The 16,486-nt window shown below is 61.1% G+C and carries 12 protein-coding genes and 6 pseudogenes; 11 read left to right on the forward strand and 7 right to left on the reverse strand.

Annotation, left to right across the window (positions count from 1 at the left end; all coding sequences use genetic code 11):
• Positions 1 to 2: 2 nt before the first annotated feature.
• Positions 3 to 98, reverse strand: a pseudogene (locus ACNR9W_RS17465) (IS5/IS1182 family transposase); the annotation flags it as partial.
• A gap of 200 nt (positions 99 to 298) precedes the next feature.
• Here ACNR9W_RS17465 and ACNR9W_RS17470 point away from each other — a divergent pair.
• The 3 genes and pseudogenes from ACNR9W_RS17470 to ACNR9W_RS17480 form a co-directional block, all read left to right on the forward strand.
• Positions 299 to 1,097, forward strand: a pseudogene (locus tag ACNR9W_RS17470) (IS5 family transposase); the annotation flags it as partial.
• 268 nt (positions 1,098 to 1,365) lie between these two features.
• Entirely contained in the window at positions 1,366 to 2,463 is a 1,098-nt protein-coding gene (locus ACNR9W_RS17475; protein ID WP_419271571.1) for an HWE histidine kinase domain-containing protein, read from the forward strand.
• 112 nt (positions 2,464 to 2,575) lie between these two features.
• Positions 2,576 to 3,013, forward strand: coding sequence for a response regulator (locus ACNR9W_RS17480; RefSeq protein ID WP_419271570.1), 438 nt, complete (start codon positions 2,576 to 2,578; stop codon positions 3,011 to 3,013).
• A gap of 317 nt (positions 3,014 to 3,330) precedes the next feature.
• On the opposite strand, the gene ACNR9W_RS17485 is transcribed toward ACNR9W_RS17480, so the two are convergent.
• Together ACNR9W_RS17485 and ACNR9W_RS17490 are read right to left on the reverse strand one after the other, a co-directional pair.
• On the reverse strand, positions 3,331 to 3,543 hold the full coding sequence (locus ACNR9W_RS17485) for a hypothetical protein (RefSeq protein WP_419271569.1): 213 nt from the start codon (positions 3,541 to 3,543) through the stop codon (positions 3,331 to 3,333).
• Positions 3,544 to 3,902: 359 nt separating this feature from the next.
• Positions 3,903 to 4,619, reverse strand: a pseudogene (locus tag ACNR9W_RS17490) (IS30 family transposase); the annotation flags it as partial.
• Positions 4,620 to 4,764: 145 nt separating this feature from the next.
• On the opposite strand from ACNR9W_RS17490, the pseudogene ACNR9W_RS17495 reads away from it, so the two are divergent.
• The 3 genes and pseudogenes from ACNR9W_RS17495 (at position 4,765) to ACNR9W_RS17505 (ending at position 7,161) form a co-directional block, all read left to right on the forward strand.
• A pseudogene (locus ACNR9W_RS17495) lies at positions 4,765 to 5,899 on the forward strand (IS256 family transposase).
• 57 nt (positions 5,900 to 5,956) lie between these two features.
• Positions 5,957 to 6,052 (forward strand): annotated as a pseudogene (locus tag ACNR9W_RS17500) (universal stress protein); the annotation flags it as partial.
• A gap of 89 nt (positions 6,053 to 6,141) precedes the next feature.
• Entirely contained in the window at positions 6,142 to 7,161 is a 1,020-nt protein-coding gene (locus tag ACNR9W_RS17505) for an acyltransferase (RefSeq protein ID WP_419271698.1), read from the forward strand.
• A 4-nt stretch (positions 7,162 to 7,165) separates the two neighbouring features.
• Here the strand turns inward: ACNR9W_RS17505 and ACNR9W_RS17510 are convergent, their stop codons facing one another.
• Positions 7,166 to 8,383: an MFS transporter gene (locus ACNR9W_RS17510; RefSeq protein ID WP_419271697.1), complete on the reverse strand. Its 1,218-nt coding sequence runs from the start codon at positions 8,381 to 8,383 to the stop codon at positions 7,166 to 7,168.
• 534 nt (positions 8,384 to 8,917) lie between these two features.
• Between ACNR9W_RS17510 and ACNR9W_RS17515 the strand changes: the two are divergent.
• From ACNR9W_RS17515 to ACNR9W_RS17535, 5 genes and pseudogenes are all read left to right on the forward strand, one after another.
• A pseudogene (locus tag ACNR9W_RS17515) lies at positions 8,918 to 9,253 on the forward strand (FAD-dependent oxidoreductase); the annotation flags it as partial.
• Between the two features lie 60 nt (positions 9,254 to 9,313).
• Positions 9,314 to 10,528, forward strand: coding sequence for an IS256 family transposase (locus tag ACNR9W_RS17520; RefSeq protein WP_458478846.1), 1,215 nt, complete (start codon positions 9,314 to 9,316; stop codon positions 10,526 to 10,528).
• A gap of 6 nt (positions 10,529 to 10,534) precedes the next feature.
• Positions 10,535 to 11,842, forward strand: a complete 1,308-nt coding sequence (locus tag ACNR9W_RS17525) for a flavin monoamine oxidase family protein (protein ID WP_419271506.1) — start codon at positions 10,535 to 10,537, stop codon at positions 11,840 to 11,842.
• 8 nt (positions 11,843 to 11,850) lie between these two features.
• On the forward strand, positions 11,851 to 12,321 hold the full coding sequence (locus ACNR9W_RS17530) for a c-type cytochrome (protein ID WP_419271483.1): 471 nt from the start codon (positions 11,851 to 11,853) through the stop codon (positions 12,319 to 12,321).
• Positions 12,322 to 12,342: 21 nt separating this feature from the next.
• Entirely contained in the window at positions 12,343 to 12,834 is a 492-nt protein-coding gene (locus ACNR9W_RS17535; RefSeq protein WP_419271484.1) for a RidA family protein, read from the forward strand.
• A 1,449-nt stretch (positions 12,835 to 14,283) separates the two neighbouring features.
• Here the strand turns inward: ACNR9W_RS17535 and ACNR9W_RS17540 are convergent.
• From ACNR9W_RS17540 to ACNR9W_RS17550, 3 genes are all read right to left on the reverse strand, one after another.
• Complete coding sequence (locus ACNR9W_RS17540) at positions 14,284 to 15,234, reverse strand: alpha/beta hydrolase (protein ID WP_419271485.1); 951 nt, start codon at positions 15,232 to 15,234, stop codon at positions 14,284 to 14,286.
• Positions 15,235 to 15,593: 359 nt separating this feature from the next.
• Positions 15,594 to 15,995 carry a four-helix bundle copper-binding protein gene (locus tag ACNR9W_RS17545; RefSeq protein WP_458478847.1) on the reverse strand — a complete coding sequence of 134 codons (402 nt, stop codon included), beginning with the start codon at positions 15,993 to 15,995 and terminating at the stop codon, positions 15,594 to 15,596.
• A gap of 104 nt (positions 15,996 to 16,099) precedes the next feature.
• Complete coding sequence (locus ACNR9W_RS17550; protein ID WP_419271487.1) at positions 16,100 to 16,372, reverse strand: metal-sensitive transcriptional regulator; 273 nt, start codon at positions 16,370 to 16,372, stop codon at positions 16,100 to 16,102.
• Positions 16,373 to 16,486: the final 114 nt, after the last annotated feature.

The following is a 16,486-nucleotide window of genomic DNA, read 5'->3' on the forward strand; positions in this document are numbered from 1 at the left end:
CTGCGGACATGATATCGTGCCCATTTTCTCCAGAGGGCGCGGCCTGGATGGCGGGTGGCCCGCAGGATCTTGTTTCGTGCGACGGTGGCGGGACAGTCGTAAGCGCGACGCCGATCCCCTCCTGCCGCTTGTGATCTGAACGGGTCATTCTCGACGCGGATGAGCGTTGGAGGTTGGGGCTTGGAACGAAACGGCAAAGTGGGCGTCCATTTGGACGGCTCGAGGGGCGGCGGGGTTTCTCGGCTTGAGGTGATTGAGGGGCCGTCCAGGCTCCGGCTTCGCACGAAGGCAGAGCGGGCGTGGGCGCCAGCGGTCCTGCAGCGAGGCCGCCATCCAGACCTGCCTTTCGATGAAGGTGCTGTTCGGCATGGCGCTCCGTCAGACGACAGGCTTCGTTGAAAGCCTGTTGCGGCTGGTCGGGCTTGACTGGAAAGTGCCCGACTTCAGCACGCTGTCGCGCCGCCAGAAGACCTTGGCCGTCAACATCCCATATCGCGGGTCCGAGGGGCCGCTACACCTGCTGATCGACAGCACCGGCATCGAGATTGAGGGCGAAGGCGAGTAGCACGCCCGCAAACATGGCGGCCCCAAGCGGCGGGTCTCGCGCAAGATCCATCTCGGGATTGATGAGGAAACGCTGGAGGTCCGCGCTGTCGATCACCGGGAGCCATGTTGGTGACGCACCTGTCCTGCCCGATCTGCTCAGCCAGATACCACTTGGCGAAGAGATCGGTTCGGTGACCGCCGACGGCGCCTACGCCACCCGCAAGTGCCATGATGCGATCGCCGAACGCGGCGCCCATGCCGTCATCCCGCCCCGCAAGAACGCGAAGCCTTGGAAGACCATCACCGCCGGAGCCGTGGCGCGAAATGACGCCTTGCGCGCGGCTAAATACCTTGGCCGCGCGCTCTGGCGACGATGGAGCGGATACCACCGCCGGAGCCGCGTCGCGACGAAGATGCATTGTGTGAAACTGCTGGGCCAGCGGCTCATGGCACGGGACTTCGATCGTCAGGTTGCAGAACTCCAAGTCCGCATCGCCGTCCTGAACGGCTACACCGCGCTCGGCATACCCGTCACGGAAGCTGCGGGATAAGTCCGTCCGGGGAAAGGGGAACCCTGGCCATCAGCCGGTTTGTGCAACAGAGCCACCCTATATCCATAATCAGAGGTGGCTCACTTCTCGATGGAAAACCCGGCTCAGTTCTGGGTGGAAATCATCTCCGGGCGTGACGGGAGAAGGCCGGGCGGGATCAACTCGCTGCTCCTGCCGGTCATCGCGTCTTCGGTCGAGTACCACGACTTTATTTTTCGGTGATTCCTTATACAAATGCTGCGAATTTGGAGTTTCGCCGGGGATCAGGATGACAAGCACGACGCATGACTTTCAAACGGATCTCGACCTCATCGCTTCCATTCCTGCGGTATCTTCCATCCTGGATGTCGTCTGCCAGATGACAGGCATGGGCTTTTCAGCGGTCGCACGCGTGACCGAAGGCCGCTGGATTGCCTGCGCCACCAGGGACGAGATCGGTTTTGGTCTTGCCCCTGGCGACGAACTGCCGGTGGAGACAACCATCTGTCACGAGATCCGCCAGACACCGGCGCCGGTGATCATCGAGAACGTGTCGGAGGACGAGGGCTACTCTGCCCACGAGACACCGCTGATGTATGGTTTCCAAAGCTACGTCTCCTTTCCCATTCACCTGCCTGATGGGGATTTCTTCGGCACCCTCTGCGCCATCGACCCAGTCCCCCGGAGGCTGAAATCTTTGCAGACGATCGCGACATTGGAGCTTTTCGCCGAACTGATCGGCCAGCATCTCGATGGCGCGCGCAAGCTCGCCCGGACGGAACGCCTGCTGGAGGAGCGGCGGAACTGGGAACGCCAGCAGCGGGTCATCCAGCGGGAAATTATCCACCGCATGAAGAACACGCTCACCATGATCCAAGCTGTGGTGACCCAGAGCCTGCGGACTGCCGCCACGCTGGAAGAGGCCGCGGCATCAGTCACCGACCGGGTCCGGGCCATGGCGCGCGCGCAGGACTTCCTGACCGAGCACAGGTGGGATACGGCCGATATCCACGAAATCGTCGAGGGCGCGCTGGCGCCCCATAGCGACGGCGGAGATCGGTTCATTATCGAGGGAGACAGCGCCGAGGTGAACGCGCAGCAGATCATGGGGCTGGCATTGGCTCTACATGAGCTGTCGACTAACGCGGTGAAGTACGGGGCGCTGTCTAACGAGCAGGGCCGGATCCACATCCTTTGGAAAGTGGCGCCGGACAAGACCTTTACCTTTCTCTGGGAGGAGCGGGGCGGTCCCGATGTGGCCCCGCCGTCGAGGAAGGGCTTCGGGGCCCGCCTGACCGAGCGGGTCGTGCCATCCTATTTCGACGGCCATGCCGAACTGCGGTATGCGCCTGAGGGGGTCCGTTACAAACTGACAGGAAGTCTTTAGAGACCTCGGCCGCGAGCGGAGGCAGGGGATATGGCGTCCGGTAGATGGGAACATTCCTTGGCAGCTCCTGTTAGGAACATTGCTGCCACAGAGCATTGGCGCTGTGGGACCCATGTCACTCATAGGCCGGAAGCGCCCGATCATCTGCCAAGTCACAGGATCCCCATTGCCCGATGAAGCCACTCCAGATGCTGCGACCTGCATCCTGATTGTCGAGGATGAGCCCATCGTCGCGATCGACCTCCAGTGCGTTTTCGAAGATCACGGATATATTGTTCTCGGGCCGGCCAGGTCCGTCAGCATGGCCTTTCGGCTGCTGAACAGCAGACGGCCGGATCTTGCCCTTCTCGACGCGAACCTCCGAGGTCAGCCGGTGACCCCGGTCGCGGAGCGTCTTCTGTCCCACGGGATCCCGTACTTTCTGTCGTCTGCCTACGAGACCTCGCAGCTGCAGGTCGACGAAGTCCTGGCGAATGTGGAAAATGTCCGGAAGCCGGCCCAGAGCAGTAGCTTATTAGCTGCCGCCCGACGCGCTTTGGATGGAGCTTAGGTGTTCAGTCCTGCGCGGCGGCACAGCTCGGCGATGCCGTCCTCTCCGCGAAATCCAGCCAACACAATGCGGATCTTCTCCTCCGCGTCATGAACCTTGCGGGGCGCTCGGCAGATATCCTCGACAGCCTTCTCCGCCGCCGCATAAGGGCTACAATGAGAAACCTTCCGTCACCCAGTCTGCCTGATTTGTCCCACGGACGCTGACGTTAGACACTCTCAGACCTTCCTTCCTCCCTCACAACCACAGGTCTGACCCCGTTGCGCAGGCATCGGGCGCATCCGCGACGCTACGGAGCTTCTCCTGGGGTGCACGGCCTATGTCTCGATCGAGCTGAGAACGTCAGGCGACAGGATGGCAGCGACTGCACTGCGGCACATGAAGACGCTGTCGGAGCTGCGCACGATCACTGTGGCGACCAGACCTCCTCGCCTGAACGCCGTTGCCTGGCAATCGGTCTCACCAGTGGCGGCGCACCATTTCTCGGTAATGTCGACGGAATCATTTGTGAGATCATCGCGTGTCAGCATAACAAGGCTCCTGATAAAAAGTACAACGGCGTAGCGTTGGACATCCTGCTGAAATGGGCAGGGGGTCGTTTCTGACAGAGGCTTTTCCGTGCCTGCGCAAGAAACGGCACCATAAAAGCTAAAACATCGCGGGGCGCAGGGATGTCGTCTGCGCGACAGAACCGCCTCTGGCTCCTGCAAATTTTATCGATAACGACAAGCACGGCCCCTCCGGTGCGGGTTCCGTGCCAGTTGGCGCCACCGGCGCCATAGGCCGGCGCAAGATGCGGAGTGAGGGCGGCAATGATGCGCCTGGTGCGGTTCACCCGATCCTCATCCACATCGGCGCAGACGATGCTGAAAAAGAAGTCGGGGTGGGTTCAACCGGTCAGCGCAACGGCTCTTTCGAACGTAGCAGCCGGCGTTTCGAAGCTAAGCGTTTTCCGTGGCCTTGTGTTAAGCCGGAAAGCGACCTGGTCAAGATCATGCTGCGTGTAAACGGATAGGTCCGTCCCATTCGGGAAGTATTGGCGAAGCAACCCATTGGTATTTTCGTTGCTGCCGCGCTGCCACGGGCTCTTGGGATCACAGAAGTAGACGCTGACATCTGTCGCGACGGTGAATTTGCGATGATAAGCCAGTTCCATCCCCCGGTCCCAGGTCAACGAAGCCATGACGCCCTGCGGTAGGTGCTGCACCCGGGAGATCAGGGCGCTGACGACACTGTCGCTGTCCTTGCCCCCGACTTTGACCAGCATGACAAAGCGCGAGCTGCGTTCGACCAGCGTGGCGATGTGGCTGTTTCTGGAGCCGCTCAACAAGTCGCCTTCCCAGTGGCCGGGAATGGCGCGATCCTCGACTTCTGCTGGCCTGTCCCGGATCGACACGGCGTCGACGATCTGCCCCCGGGTCTGACCTGCCGTTGTCGCGGTTCGGCCCCGACGCATGATCCTGCGACTGCGCAGATGGGCGAGCAGCTCTTTCTTGAGGACGCCTCGCGCCTGAATGAACAGGCTTTTATAGATCGTCTCGTGCGAGATGGTCATGGAGGGGTCTCCAGGATGACCTCGCGCCTTCAGCCACCCGGCGATCTGTTGTGAGAGTGTCCGGCCTTCTGTGTATTCGTGATCTGGTCCATGCTTCCTGAGAGGAGCAAGGACGATGACGATTTCGAACGAGTTGCTGGACGAGCTGCTGAAGGGCTGCAAGCGGCCTGACGATCTGCTTGGCGAGGCTGGGCTGATGAAGGAACTGAAGATCCGGCTGATGGAACGGATGCTCGGGGCCGAACTGACCGCGCATCTGGGCTATGAGGCCGGTGCCGAGGCACCGCAGGAACAGTTCAACCGCCGCAACGGGATTTTCAACCAAGCGCGTGGAGGGCTCGGATGGCGAGGTGCCGCTATCCGTTCCGCGCGACCGGGACGGCAGTTTCAAGCCGGAGCTGGTGAAGAAGGGCCAGACCCGGATCGATGGGGTGGATGACAAGATCATCGGTCTCTATGCCGCCGGTCTGTCAGTGCGCGACATCCAGGCCCATCTTGAGGATCTCTATGGCCTGCGGGTTTCGCCTGACCTGATCAGCCGCGTTACAGATGCCGTTCTGGACGAGGTGCGCGAGTGGCAGCACCGGGCGCTGGACCGGATGTATCCGATCGTCATTTTTGACGCGCTAAGGGTCAAGATCCGCGATGCCGACAGCCGGATGGTCAAGAACAAGGCCGTTTACATCGCCTTGGGCGTCACCCGGGACGGGGATCGCGAGGTCCTCGGGCTCTGGATCGCCGACAATGAAGGCGCCAAGTTCTGGCTGTCAGTGATGAACGAACTGCGCAATCGGGGCGTCCAGGACATCCTGATTGCGGTCGTGGACGGCCTGAAGGGCTTCCCAGAGGCCATCACCGCGGCCTTCCCTGACACCACAGTTCAGACCTGCATCGTTCACCTGATCAGACATTCCATGAACTTCTGCAGCTGGAAGGACCGCAAGACCGTGGCCGCCGATCTGCGCCCGATCTACCAGGCCCCAACGGCCGAGGAGGCCGCCCGACAGCTCGATGGGTTCGAGGAGAAATGGGCCGGGAAATACCCTTCCATCGCCCCAGCCTGGCGCCGGGCCTGGGCGGAGGTGATCCCGTTCTTTGCCTTCAGTGCCGCGATCCGGAAGATCATCTACACCACAAACGCCGTGGAATCGTTGAACCGGGTGTTACGGAAGACGCTGAAAACCAAGGGCTCATTCCCGACCGAGGAGGCCGCGACCAAGCTGATCTTCCTGGCGATCCGCAACTTCGAAAAGGGTGGCCGCGCGGTGCGCGAATGGGTTGCGGCCCGTAATCAGCTGGCCATAATGTTCGCCGGGCGTTTCGACGCCTGACCGTATCTGAAAACCGCATGGGCCCGGTCAGATACACAGAGTTTCAGACACTCCCGGGCCTATGGCCACTCCCGCATTCGCAGCCTGATCATCGGGTCTACGACCACAGCAATGGTGCAGGCCGTCAAGATCCCGGTACTGCTCTACCGCTGAAACCTCACTTACGGAACAGTCGGCGTCGGCGAGAACCGGCGCCGGCACTTCAAGAGTTCTTTGGCAAAGATACAGGAAAAAGGCGGGCCATGACCCAAGCCAATGCTACCTCCACGCCTCGAAGGCAGTTGGCCTCTGCACAGTCACGCCTGCTCTGGATGGATATCATACGTGGTGCAGCCATTCTGGCCGTTATCACTGTTCATTCCATAACCTTCATCGAGCGCTACGACTTCGAGCCCACCAAGCTCTGGCGGAACCTCAATGAAACGCTGACGCTTTTCCGGATGCCGATCCTGATCCTGTTGTCTGGCATGCTTTTGCCGAGGTCACTGGCGAAGCCTGCGCCCGCCTACGTCTCTGGAAAAGTTCGTGCCATCCTTTGGCCGTTTCTGGTCTGGTCGACGATCTACGCCGTGGTGACAGGAACAGACTTCAGCAGCCCTTATCAACTGCGCCAGGTTTACATCGGCGGCAGTCATCTGTGGTTCCTGGCCTTCATCTTCGTCTACTACCTGGTGGCCAGGCCGCTCCGCCCAGTGGATCCCTTCGTCATTGCCGCTGTTGCCTTCGCGCTCTCCGTCATCGCACCGGAGGGAGAGAAATACTCCGAACGGATCCTCTTCCTCATGTCGCTGTTTTTCCTCGGCAGCGCCCTGTCCAGCCATGCCGCCCGCCTTGGAAACATCCTGAGATCCCCCTTGATCTGGCTTCTCACGCCCGTCGTGGCGGGAGCGGCCTTCATGACGGTGCGCCATGACCTGAACTTCGGGCCTTATTGGGTGGCCCTGTCCCTTGCAGGCTTCCTGTTCTTCTCGGCCTTGGCGCAGAGACTGGAGAAGCTGGACATCTTTCGTCCTTTGATCTGGATCGGGCAGAGGTCGATCGTGTTCTATGTCAGCCACGCCATCTTCATCATCGTCGTCGCGAGACTTGCTCAGAGGGCAGGAATAACGAGCTACGCCTTCACGGCGACAGCGTCTGTCGTGGTCAGCCTGGTCGGGGGGTGGGCTTTGGCCGCAGGCATGGAGAAATGGGCGCTCCTCAAGTGGCTCTTTGTTCTTCCTGCCCCAGGACGAGGATCACCCATGACGATGCCGACAAGATGACCCCTCAGCAGGGTGCCAGATCAGACCGGACCCGCGCGGCGATGATCCAGCACAGGACCACCATTGCCGCGCACCACAGGCCGAGAAACAGGCTCTGCGTTGGAAAGTCCACGCCGGCATCGATCAGGATGCCGGTCAGGCCAGGTCCGATTGCGGTGGAGATGACCATGATCGTGGTCGCCAGGGACCGGATCGCCCCCAGATGCGCCGTCCCGTAGAGAACGGGGAACAGGACGCCCCAGAGGGATCCCGCCGTGCCTTGGGTGATCCCGACGACTGCCAAAGCGACATACCATCCGGCTACACTCTCGGCCGGGCCGATCAGGCTGACGCCGACCCCCATGGGCAGCAGCAGCATCGGCAGGAGGCGGACCGCTCCGAACCGGTCTGCCGCCCAGCCTGACGCAAAGGCGGCGATCACGGTTGACAGGCCGAAGGCCGTGTAGCCCGGCGCCATTTCGGCCAAGGTCCAGCCCTTGACCTGCGCCACATGCGCCTGATGAAAGAAGATCACGGTGGCGATGAAGCCGGGCGTCAGCAGCACCGGCAGCAGGGCAGGCAAGAGCCAATGCCGTGCTGCGTCCCGCCGGCGCCACTGCCGGCCCATCAGCCCTGGCCGCGTCACCTGCGCCGCATGGGCCACAGGAGCGCGGCCCTCGGACAGCAACACGGCCAAGAGGGGCGCCACCCCGACACACAGAATGACCGCCACGATCAACCAGGTGCTTCGCCAACCGATGGCGCCGATGAGAGCGACCACCAGCAACGGCACGACGATCTCTCCCGCTGGATGCCCAAGGTTGGTGATCGACACTGCCTGTCCACGTCTTGCCTCGAACCAGCGCCCCATTGCGGTCATGGCAATATGGCTGAACATGCCTTGGCCGCAGAAGCGCAGCAGGAACAGGGCCATCCCAAGGACCGGCAGCGAGGGTGCCCAAGCCATGGCGATGGCGGCGGCAGCGAAGATGAGCGCCACTGACGGCGCCAAGCGCGACAGCGGGACGCTGTCGGCCAAAGAGCCGCGCCAGAACATCAATGCCGCGGCAGACAGGGTGGCAACGGTGTAAAGGCTGCCCCAACTGCCATCGGTCAATCCGTGTTCATTCTTGATGAACACGGCAAAGAGCGAGATGAACCAAGTTTGCCCGAAGGCGGATGTAAACGTCAGAAGCAGGCCGGCGCAGAGCCAGCGGATATTGCTTCGAAGAAATTCGATCATGCGAAATCCACCGATGCCGACAGAGCGGCCTTTTGCACAGGCTGCAATGAAGCTCCTCTGGCATAGGATGCCGCAGGAGGCAATGTGAGGGAGATGCTGCAGCCCGCACAAATGACCGGTTTGGGCGTCGCCCTCAAGGCTTTTGACCGACGGCAATGGGCTCTTCATGTTAAAGTGAGTTCATCCGGCGCGGGACCGGCGCCCTCAGGCTAGGTCGAGGCTACGCAACCCATAGATCAAGCCGCTCGCGCCGCATTGACATCCTGAATAGCGTCGGCGGCACGGCCCCCACATGATTAATTGTTGTGCCGCCGCGCCGTTTAGGCACACGGCCAATACACTGTTCCTAAACGTCTGCCTACAGTTTCGACATTTTGGTTGCCAGATGTTGCACGATGCGCAAAAGTTAGACATCGGTCGGGCTTTCGGTCGTATCGACGTCAGGGTCGGTTTCCTCCCCAAGCAATTCCGATGAGTTTCTCATTCAACCGCCACGAGCTCCTCAGCCGAGCGGTTTAGCTGGAGAGGACAGGAATGACTTTTAACCCAGAAGGTATGTCTCGCCGTTCACTGCTGTCGATGATCGGCACAGTGGCGGGGGCAAGCGCCATGTATGGCGCGATGGGTGCGCTTGGGTTGGCTCAAGCGTCTACCTACGATGGACGGCTCGAGCTGCAAGGGGACGGCAACGGCACGCGTGTCTTGATCCTGGGCGCGGGCCTCGCCGGCATGACGGCTGCTTACGAGCTAGGCCGTGCAGGCTACCAAGTGAAGGTGCTGGAGTTTCGCGAAAAGGCGGGTGGGCGGTGCTGGAGCCTCCGCGGCGGAGATACTTACACCGAGCTTGGCGGTGAGACGCAGGAGGTCGAGAGTGTCCGGCCTTCTGTGTATTCGTGATCTGGTCCATGCTTCCTGAGAGGAGCAAGGACGATGACGATTTCGAACGAGTTGCTGGACGAGCTGCTGAAGGGCTGCAAGCGGCCTGACGATCTGCTTGGCGAGGCTGGGCTGATGAAGGAACTGAAGATCCGGCTGATGGAACGGATGCTCGGGGCCGAACTGACCGCGCATCTGGGCTATGAGGCCGGTGCCGAGGCACCGCCGGAACAGTTCAACCGCCGCAACGGGATTTCAACCAAGCGCGTGAAGGGCTCGGATGGCGAGGTGCCGCTATCCGTTCCGCGCGACCGGGACGGCAGTTTCAAGCCGGAGCTGGTGAAGAAGGGCCAGACCCGGATCGATGGGGTGGATGACAAGATCATCGGTCTCTATGCCGCCGGTCTGTCAGTGCGCGACATCCAGGCCCATCTTGAGGATCTCTATGGCCTGCGGGTTTCGCCTGACCTGATCAGCCGCGTTACAGATGCCGTTCTGGACGAGGTGCGCGAGTGGCAGCACCGGGCGCTGGACCGGATGTATCCGATCGTCATTTTTGACGCGCTAAGGGTCAAGATCCGCGATGCCGACAGCCGGATGGTCAAGAACAAGGCCGTTTACATCGCCTTGGGCGTCACCCGGGACGGGGATCGCGAGGTCCTCGGGCTCTGGATCGCCGACAATGAAGGCGCCAAGTTCTGGCTGTCAGTGATGAACGAACTGCGCAATCGGGGCGTCCAGGACATCCTGATTGCGGTCGTGGACGGCCTGAAGGGCTTCCCAGAGGCCATCACCGCGGCCTTCCCTGACACCACAGTTCAGACCTGCATCGTTCACCTGATCAGACATTCCATGAACTTCTGCAGCTGGAAGGACCGCAAGACCGTGGCCGCCGATCTGCGCCCGATCTACCAGGCCCCAACGGCCGAGGAGGCCGCCCGACAGCTCGATGGGTTCGAGGAGAAATGGGCCGGGAAATACCCTTCCATCGCCCCAGCCTGGCGCCGGGCCTGGGCGGAGGTGATCCCGTTCTTTGCCTTCAGTGCCGCGATCCGGAAGATCATCTACACCACAAACGCCGTGGAATCGTTGAACCGGGTGTTACGGAAGACGCTGAAAACCAAGGGCTCATTCCCGACCGAGGAGGCCGCGACCAAGCTGATCTTCCTGGCGATCCGCAACTTCGAAAAGGGTGGCCGCGCGGTGCGCGAATGGGTTGCGGCCCGTAATCAGCTGGCCATAATGTTCGCCGGGCGTTTCGACGCCTGACCGTATCTGAAAACCGCATGGGCCCGGTCAGATACACAGAGTTTCAGACACTCCCAGGAGGTCACCTTCTCCGAAGGAAATTACCTCAATCCCGGCCCGTGGCGGATTCCCTCCGACCACTACGCTGTATTGGATTACTGCAAGCGCTTCGGTGTCAAACTTGAGCCCTTCATTCAGGTCAACTACAGCGCCTACCTGCACAACTCGAACGCTTTCGACGGGAAACCACAACGGTTCCGGGAGATATCAACGGACTTCCGCGGACACGTTGCCGAACTCCTGGCAAAGGTCGTCGATCAGGGCGCCTTGGACGCAGAGGTCACGGAAGCGGATGCAGGACTGCTACGTGATGCCTTGAAGCGTTACGGCGCACTCACGGACAACATGGAATATACCACCGGTGAGCAGTCCTCCGCTTTCCGTGGCTGGGCCTCCCCAGAAGGCGGAGGGACGACAGGCAAGCCGGAGCCCTCCGAGGTGATCTCTCTTTCTGACATCCTCCAATCCAACCTCTGGCGCAACCTGACAGCGGGCGACGACCTGCACATGCAGTCGACGATCTTCCAGCCAGTTGGCGGGATGGACAAGATCGCCGAGGCCTTCGCGCGCGAGGTGGATGGCCTTGTCACCTACAACGCAAAGGTGACCCGCATTCGGCATGAGGGGGATACGGTGACCGTCACGTGGATGCCGTCGAGCGGCGGCGACGAGCAGACGGAGACGGCAGATTACTGCATCTGCACCATCCCGTTCTCGATACTGGGACAGGTCGATCACGATTTTTCGTCGCGCATGTCGGGGATCATCGACAGCATGTATTACGCCTCGTCCTTCAAATGCGGGATCGAGTTCAAGCGCCGGTTCTGGGAGCAGGACGAGAACATCTATGGCGGCATCAGCTACACCAACCTTCCTATCTCGCTCATCTCCTATCCTTCCACGGACTTCTTCAGTGACGGCCCCGCAGTCCTTCTTGGCGCCTATAGCTGGGGAGCGGCTTCGTATCAGTTCAACGCGATGTCACCTCCAGAGCGTGTGGAAACCGTGCTGGCCTACGGCAGCCAGATCCACCCGCAATATCGCGACGAATTCGTCTCAGGCGTAGCGGTGGGGTGGCATCGGGTGCCATGGGTGCTGGGCTGCTATGGCATCTGGAAGGATCGGGATGCCGACTACATGGATGCAACGGTGATGGACGGCCGCACGCTGATGGCCGGTGAACATATCTCCTATCTTCCCGCGTGGATGGAAGGCGCAATCCTGTCGGCCCTGGACGCAGTGCAGCGTCTTCATGCCACCGTCACTGAAGCATAGAGGTTATCATGAAACATCTGCTGTTTCCCCTGGCGGCCCTGGCTGCTTTGTCCATCTCGGCCGGCGCCCAGGAAACCGGTTCAGCCAACGCAATTCAGGAGGAAGTCGAGGTCGATGCGGCTCAAGAGGCTGGCGAAGTTGATATGAGCCAGCGCGCAGGCTGGTTTGAAGATCCCGCGCGCCTGGCGCAGTCGGGCGGCAGGGACGTCTACGACGCCGTCTGTGCCGGCTGTCACATGCCAGATGGTGAGGGCGCTGAGGGGGCAGGTGAATATCCTGCACTCGCAGGCAACGAGAACCTGCTGACCCCGGACTACCCGATCTACATCATTCTGAATGGTCAGAAGGCTATGCCTCCGATCGGCGGCATTCTGGATGACACACAAGTTGCGGATGTTGTGAACTACATCCGCACGTCTTTCGGCAACGACTATTCCGAGGACCCTGCCACGCCAGAGCGCGTTTCTGATGCTCGGTGAAGCCCAATGAAAGGACAATTGATGACGTTCAAACTTGCCGCCTTCGCCCTGACGATGCTGGCCGTTCCTGCAGCTGCACAGGAGCTCACCCGACATCCGATCCCGAACTCAGACTTTCCAATCTTGCAGGCGGTCGAGGTCCCGGCGGGCATGACGACGGTCTATCTGAGCGGGACGGTTCCTGCCGTGATCAACGAGGACGCCGACCGCAACAGCGTTGAAGCTTACGGAACCACGGAGGAGCAAACGGTCAGCGTCATGAACCGCATCAAGGACCAGCTCGAGGGTCTGGGCATGGAAGTCGGCGACATCATCAAGATGCAGGCGTTCCTGGTCGCTCCCGAAGGCGAAGCCGTAGACTTCGAGGGCTTCATGGCCGGATACAGCCAGTTCTTCGGCACCGAGGAGCAGCCGAATCTGCCTGTGCGCTCTGCAATGGTGGTCGACGCGTTGGTGAATCCGGCTTGGCTCGTTGAGTTGGAGGTAACGGCCGTCCGCCCCGCGGCGGAGTAGAACGTCCCGAACCTGACTCATGGCAATGCCCGGGCGCTACGGCGTCCGGGCACGTTAGTGTCTGCTTCAACTTGATGATGCACATGCCCTGCTGCGCTGCCGTTAGACTGCTCTCCGCCCTGTACGTCACCGATGCTGCGCCTGCGAATGGTCTCTGGAACGAAACACCCAACGGCCGAAAGCCCCGCGTTTTGGCCGCTGGTGCCAGTTGCAGCATTTTTAATTTTTGGGCTCTTCTTGTCGGCACTTGGTAGCGACAATGGCGGGCGCTATGCGGGACCGTTCTGCCGGTGGCTGCTCCCCTGCGAATACCGTTCGCACTCGCAGCATCTGCGACGTGCTAGGCCGTCCTCTATGGGCCGGATGTGTCCTCATGCACTCCACAGCGTAGCCCGCGGCCGCCATCACCTGTTAGCACATCACGAGGCCGGCTTCGCTCTGCATAGACATTCTCAGGCATCGTTTCGGGGCTGACACTGAAAGCCAGAGGCAGGTCGCAAATTGCGTGCGTATTCCCGAAGCGCTTGGGAACGTCGGCATGCCGCGCGTGTTCCATTCCTGCGAGCCCGGTTCAGCGCGCAGATCGCCGAACTGCTCATGCACTTCGAGGAAGGAGGGCACATGAATAAACGAGGCAACCTAGCGCCGCGCACGAGGCGGACCCGAGACCCGATTGCTTTTCGCGCGGTGGCAATGGGGAGTATAGCAAGCCTCGCCGTGCACGGCGCCTTGGCCATCTTCGGGCGAAGCGCGGGGCGCAGCGCACTCGCGCCGATCAACGCGTCCAGCCACATCGTGTTTGGCCCGGCGGCGGGGGCAGTCGAAGAAGCCGACCTTTCGCATACGGGAGTGGGGGCGGCGATCAATCACGAGGCCTCGATCTTCTGGGCAGTGCCGCTTGCGTGGTGGCTCGCTACACGTCGCGAAACGTCGACGGTGGACATCGTCCGAGGCGCAGCGGCGACGGGCATCACTGCTGGGGTGATTGACTATGGCGTGGTGCCCCGCCGCCTGTCGCCGGGCTGGCACCTTGCGCTTCCTGCAAGGTCGGTCGCGGGAACTTTCGGGGCGCTTGCCGCGGGACTGGCGCTTGGCGCACTACTGACCCGCGGCCCAGACAGAGTACCATCACGAAGAACGCGCGGGAATGTCTTTGGCCGGAAACGACCATGATCCGTCGGCTCGTCGAATGGCAGCTAAGAGCCGTGCGCTCACGCTGCACCTGCATTCGCTGCGGCCAGTGCAAATGTCGCTGAAGGACTCTTTTGTAACTGCCTGCGCGCCGCATTGGCGGTTGCTGGCTTCGGCAAAACCACCCGCTCCCATCTGGAGGGCGAGGAGCGGGGGCCGCCGACGCAATGGCCCCCTTTCAAGGTAGCGTACGCTTAGCACCCATGGGAGATTGAGCCTAAGGGCGGACAGAGGCTCCTCCATCTTGCCGCGCCAGGTTCAGTCGAGCATCCCCTTGGATCCGAGCCACTCCACCAGGAGATCAGGCCATGTCTCCGCCGGCATGTCGCGGACCATGCGGAGCGAGAAGCCGTGTCCACCTTGTTCGAACTGGTGCAACTCGACCGGGACGCCAGCCTCCCTTAAAGCAGCCACAAGGCGGAAGGTGTTTTCCGGAATGACCGCGTCGTCGTCATTGGCTCCGAAGATGAAGGTTGGCGGCATCTCGGCGGTGACCAGCTTGTCGATCGAGTGGGCGTTAACCGTAGCATCATCAGGTGCGGTGCCCAGCAGCTCCTCACGCGACTGCGGGTGGGTGATGCCCTCCTCCATGCTGATCACGGGATATCCGAGAGCGAGGAAGTCGGGGCGGGCCGAGGCCGTATCCGTCTCGTCGACAGGCTCGTAGGCGTCGAGGGTGGGCGCGGCTGCAAGCCATGCTGCCAAGTGCCCGCCGGCCGAGAACCCCAACACGCCCACGCGCGAGGCATCCAAGCCCCATTCATCCGCATTGGTGCGGATCAGACGCATTGCCCTCTGCGCGTCTGCGATCGGCGCATTGGTTGCCTGCCCGCCACCCGGAAGCCGGTAAAGCAGTCGGAACACCGTGATCCCGGCTTCGTTCAGGGCTGGCGCGATCTCATCAGCCTCCTTGTCATAGACAACGCGCGCATAAGCGCCGCCCGGTGTCACCAGCATGGCAGAACCATTGGGGTTCTCAGGTAGGTAGACCATGAGGTCGGGCGTGGTGATGTTGAATGCTGCCCGATCCTTCACGGCAGGGTCTTCCGACCGCTCGCGGATTTCCTGCGGCTCTTCGAAGGTGGCGGACCCCACGGGCGTATCCGGCCAGACCTGGATCTGCATGCGATCTGTCAACGGTTCTGCCTGTGCAGCAGCGCCTATTATCCACATGCCAAGCGTTGCGATCGCGAGGTTGCGTTGGATCATGTATCTCGAACTCCCATAGTGACCTTGGAATTGCCCAGGCCTTCTCGATCACAGCTTCATGATGGTGCTGCGAGCGTCCAGCCATGCAAGTTGCTTACAGGACCAAATGATGAAGATCGGTGACGCCCTCTGCTGGAGCGACCGGCGCCTGTGAGCTTCTGCGGCATCTGCCTGGCAGCCTGCAACGATGCCTCAGCGGGGCAGGGAGACCTGTCGCATAAAGGTATTATAATACCACATAAACGGATTTATGCAACATAATCGCTTTGAGGTTCTTAAACCAAAGGCCACCTTCAAGCAGACCGCCAGCATCGCCGAGTTGTTTTTAGCTGCAGCAGACGGCCCGCCTTTATCCAGATTTACTGGACCTCGTGCAGCGCAGCTTGGCAGGCCTCAGCGCAACGTTTGCAGGCCTCGGCGCAGATCCGGCAGTGCTCGTGCTTCTCGGCGTGACCCTGGCATTCTTCGCCACACCGGCGGCACGCTTCACTGCATGCCTGGATCACTGCTCGAAGAACCTCAACATTCGATCCGGTGCGCCTGGATGCCATCGCTCCGGCTGCCGCACAGATGTCGGCGCAATCCAAATTCAGCCGGATGCACTGCCGGAGTTCGGCGACCATATCTTCCGCCAGGCACGCGTCAGCGCAGGACGTGCAGGTCTGTGCGCAGCCATATGCTTCTTCGACGAATTGGATGAGCCGGTCGGCTGTGCTGCCCTGAACATGAGGATGGGCGCTGATCATTTCGCGGACGTGCATGTTATTCCCTTCCGGTTAGGTTTCGGGTCGTTGGAACGTACGGGAGGGGGGTAATGTTCCAGCGCATAACGAAGGACAGGCGGCGCCGTCCGAAGGCGCCTTTACTATCTGCAGACCTTCTCAAAAATGCTCACCAGCTCGCGGAACTTCTCGCGTTGTGCATCAGCATCATTCGAGGCGATCGCTCTCTCGACGCATTCATCGGCGTGGTCCTGCAGGATGAGGACCTCCACCTGAGCCAAGGCCGAACGGATGGCGAGAGTTTGGTTGAGGATATCTACACAGTAGCGGTCCTCTTCGATCATCCTGATGACGCCGCGGACTTGCCCCTCAAGGCGGGCAAGCCGGTGCAATGCTGCTTGTTTACGTTGGTTCATGGTTTGCTTGTCTCTCATGGCTCAAGCCAAAAACCATCGGCAGTTCCAAAAGTTTCGGGAACACCTACAGCCCAAACGTGTTTAGGGAAAGAACCCCGCGGGGGTATCGGGGTG

It is taken from the genome of Paracoccus sp. T5, from assembly GCF_048538155.2.
Lineage (GTDB): Bacteria > Pseudomonadota > Alphaproteobacteria > Rhodobacterales > Rhodobacteraceae > Paracoccus.